The organism is Caballeronia choica (genome assembly GCF_001544535.1).
GTDB classification, from domain to species: Bacteria; Pseudomonadota; Gammaproteobacteria; order Burkholderiales; family Burkholderiaceae; genus Caballeronia; species Caballeronia choica.
Genome location: NZ_FCON02000377.1, coordinates 1 through 2,427, shown reverse-complemented (window position 1 = coordinate 2,427; position 2,427 = coordinate 1). Strand labels below are relative to the sequence as shown.

At 62.2% G+C, this 2,427-nt stretch carries 4 protein-coding genes; all 4 read right to left on the bottom strand.

The genetic code is table 11. From position 1 onward, the window contains the following. Window positions 1–539 (bottom strand): NAD(P)(+) transhydrogenase (Re/Si-specific) subunit beta (locus AWB68_RS44145; protein WP_200828976.1); only part of this gene is annotated, 539 nt, incomplete at its 3' end. Further along, entirely contained in the window at window positions 540–860 is a 321-nt protein-coding gene (locus tag AWB68_RS44140; protein ID WP_087650353.1) for an NAD(P) transhydrogenase subunit alpha part 2, read from the bottom strand. Between the two features lie 127 nt (window positions 861–987). Further along, window positions 988–2,130, bottom strand: coding sequence for a Re/Si-specific NAD(P)(+) transhydrogenase subunit alpha (locus tag AWB68_RS44135; RefSeq protein WP_087650352.1), 1,143 nt, complete (start codon window positions 2,128–2,130; stop codon window positions 988–990). Between the two features lie 180 nt (window positions 2,131–2,310). Further along, the coding region (locus AWB68_RS44130) for a TauD/TfdA dioxygenase family protein (protein WP_200828975.1) at window positions 2,311–2,427 on the bottom strand (117 nt) is incomplete at its 5' end.

The following is a 2,427-nucleotide window of genomic DNA, read 5'->3' as shown; positions in this document are numbered from 1 at the left end:
TGCTGGCCCGGATACACGACCGGCGCGCCCTTGAACAAGCGGAACTTGTACTTGCCCGAGAGCTTGCCGAACGCGATCACCGACCCGGAGAACGTGATCGCGCCGACGAACGTGCCGATGAACAACTCGACGCGGTTTCCGTACGGAATCGGATCGCCGGGAGCGGCAAGGCCAAACGCGGATGGTTCGGCAACCACCGCATACGCGATGCAGACCGCCGCAAGACCGATCAGCGAGTGCATCGCGGCGACGAGCTCCGGCATCTTCGTCATCTCGACTTTCGCCGCGATGTACGCACCCGCCGCGCCACCGATGATCAGCGCCGCGAACAAGAGGCCAAGCCCCGCGCCGAGGTTGGAACCGAGATAAGCCGCTTGCTTGACGATCAACACAAGCGTCGTGAGGATCGCGATCGCCATGCCGGCCATGCCGAATGTGTTGCCGATGCGCGCGGTCTTCGGGTTGGACAAGCCTTTCAACGCCTGGATGAAGCACACCGAGGCGACCAGATACAGGAGAGTGACGAGGTTCAGACTCATTTATGTGCCCTCCTTGCTCGGCAGTTTCTTGGGTTCCTTCCTCTTGAACATTTCGAGCATGCGTCGCGTCACGAGAAACCCGCCAAACACGTTCACCGCCGCGAGCAGCACGGCCAAGGTGCCGAAGAACTTGCTGGTGCCACCGATCGTGAGCCCGGTCGCGAGCATCGCGCCGACGATCACGATCGCCGAGATCGCGTTGGTCACGGCCATCAGCGGTGTGTGCAGCGCGGGCGTGACGTTCCAGACCACGTGATAGCCGACGTAGATCGCCAGCACGAAGATGATCAGGTTGATCACCGTATGGTTGATGATGTCCACTTCCATGTGTCTCTCCGTGTCGACCAGAGTTGGCGCTTTAGCGCCTTACTCTGGTCCCATGCAAGTTGCGGTCGACCAGAGTTGGCGCTTTAGCGCCTTACTCTGGTCCCATGCAAGTTTGTTGCGGTCAGGCCGGCCGCGTGACTTGTCCATCGCGGCACTGAAGCGTGGCCGCGACGATATCGTCCGCGAGATCGATGTTGAGCGTGCCTTCCTTCGTGATGATCAGCTTGAGGAAGTCGAGCAGATTGCGTGCGTAGAGAGACGAAGCGTCGGCCGCGACCAACGAAGCAAGTTGCGTGTGACCTATGATCGTGACACCGTGCTTTCGAACCACCTGGTCGGTCTCCGTCAACGGACAGTTGCCGCCCTTTCTGCCTTCGAATTCGGCGCCGCGGCCCGCCGCCAGATCAACAATCACCGAGCCCGGCTTCATGTGCTTGACCGTTTCGACAGACAAAAGCGTCGGCGCAGGGCGACCCGGAATCAACGCAGTGGAGATCACGATGTCGGCCGCTTTCGCGCGTTCGTGGACCTGTGCCGCTTGACGCGCGAGCCAACTGGGTGGCATCGGCCGCGCGTAACCGCCGACGCCGACCGCAGCTTCACGTTCCTCATCGGTTTCGAACGGCACGTCGACGAACTTCGCGCCCAGCGATTCGATCTGCTCCTTGACCGCCGGCCGCACGTCCGACGCCTCGACCACAGCGCCCAGGCGTTTAGCCGTCGCAATCGCCTGCAGGCCCGCGACGCCCGCGCCCAACACCAGCATGCGCGCCGCTTTCACGGTACCGGCGGCCGTCATCAACATCGGCATGAAGCGCGGATAATGCTCTGCGGCAACCAGCACCGCCTTGTAGCCGGCGATGTTCGCCTGCGACGACAGCACGTCGAGGCTTTGCGCGCGCGTCGTGCGCGGCGCGGCTTCCAGCGCGAACGCGATCACGCCCGCGGCAGCGAGCCGCGCGGTGTTTTCGGTGTCGAACGGATCGAGCATGCCAGCGAGCACGCTGCCGGGCTTCATCAGCGACAATTCCGATTCATTCGGTGAGGCAACCTTCAGGACGATTTGCGCGCCGAAGGCTGAAGCCGCATCTCCGATCTGCGCGCCAGCCTTGCGATACGCGTCGTCCGTGTAGTGTGCGCACTCCCCGGCACCGGATTCGACCGTCACGGTGCGTCCTTGAGCCACGAGCATCTTGACCGTCTCCGGGGTCGCCGCAACGAGCGATTTGCGACTCCGCGACTCAGCGGGCACTCCAATCTGCATTTCAGACCTCAGCTTGCGCATCTCTGCGCCGATTCCATTTGATTCACATGACACTACGGCAGGCCTCGCGCTTTCGGGCGCGAGCTTCCCGTTGCCATCTATTGGTAATCCTAATTTAACGACTTATTTGAAGGGCCGTACATTGCGATCAAGCAGCGCCCGGATCGACGCTGCCTGCTATCAGACGGGCACTTCGCCTTCCAGCGTGATCCGGTTGAGCACGCGCTCGGCCTCGCCGTAGTCGTGCACGGCGTAGTGCATGGTGCAGCGGTTGTCCCACATCACCACATCGCCTTC

What these genes read in the sequence shown, in the direction of transcription:
- AWB68_RS44135 (WP_087650352.1), bottom strand. Translation starts at nt 2,130, where the DNA reads ATGCAGATTGGAGTGCCCGCTGAGTCGCGGAGTCGCAAATCGCTCGTT.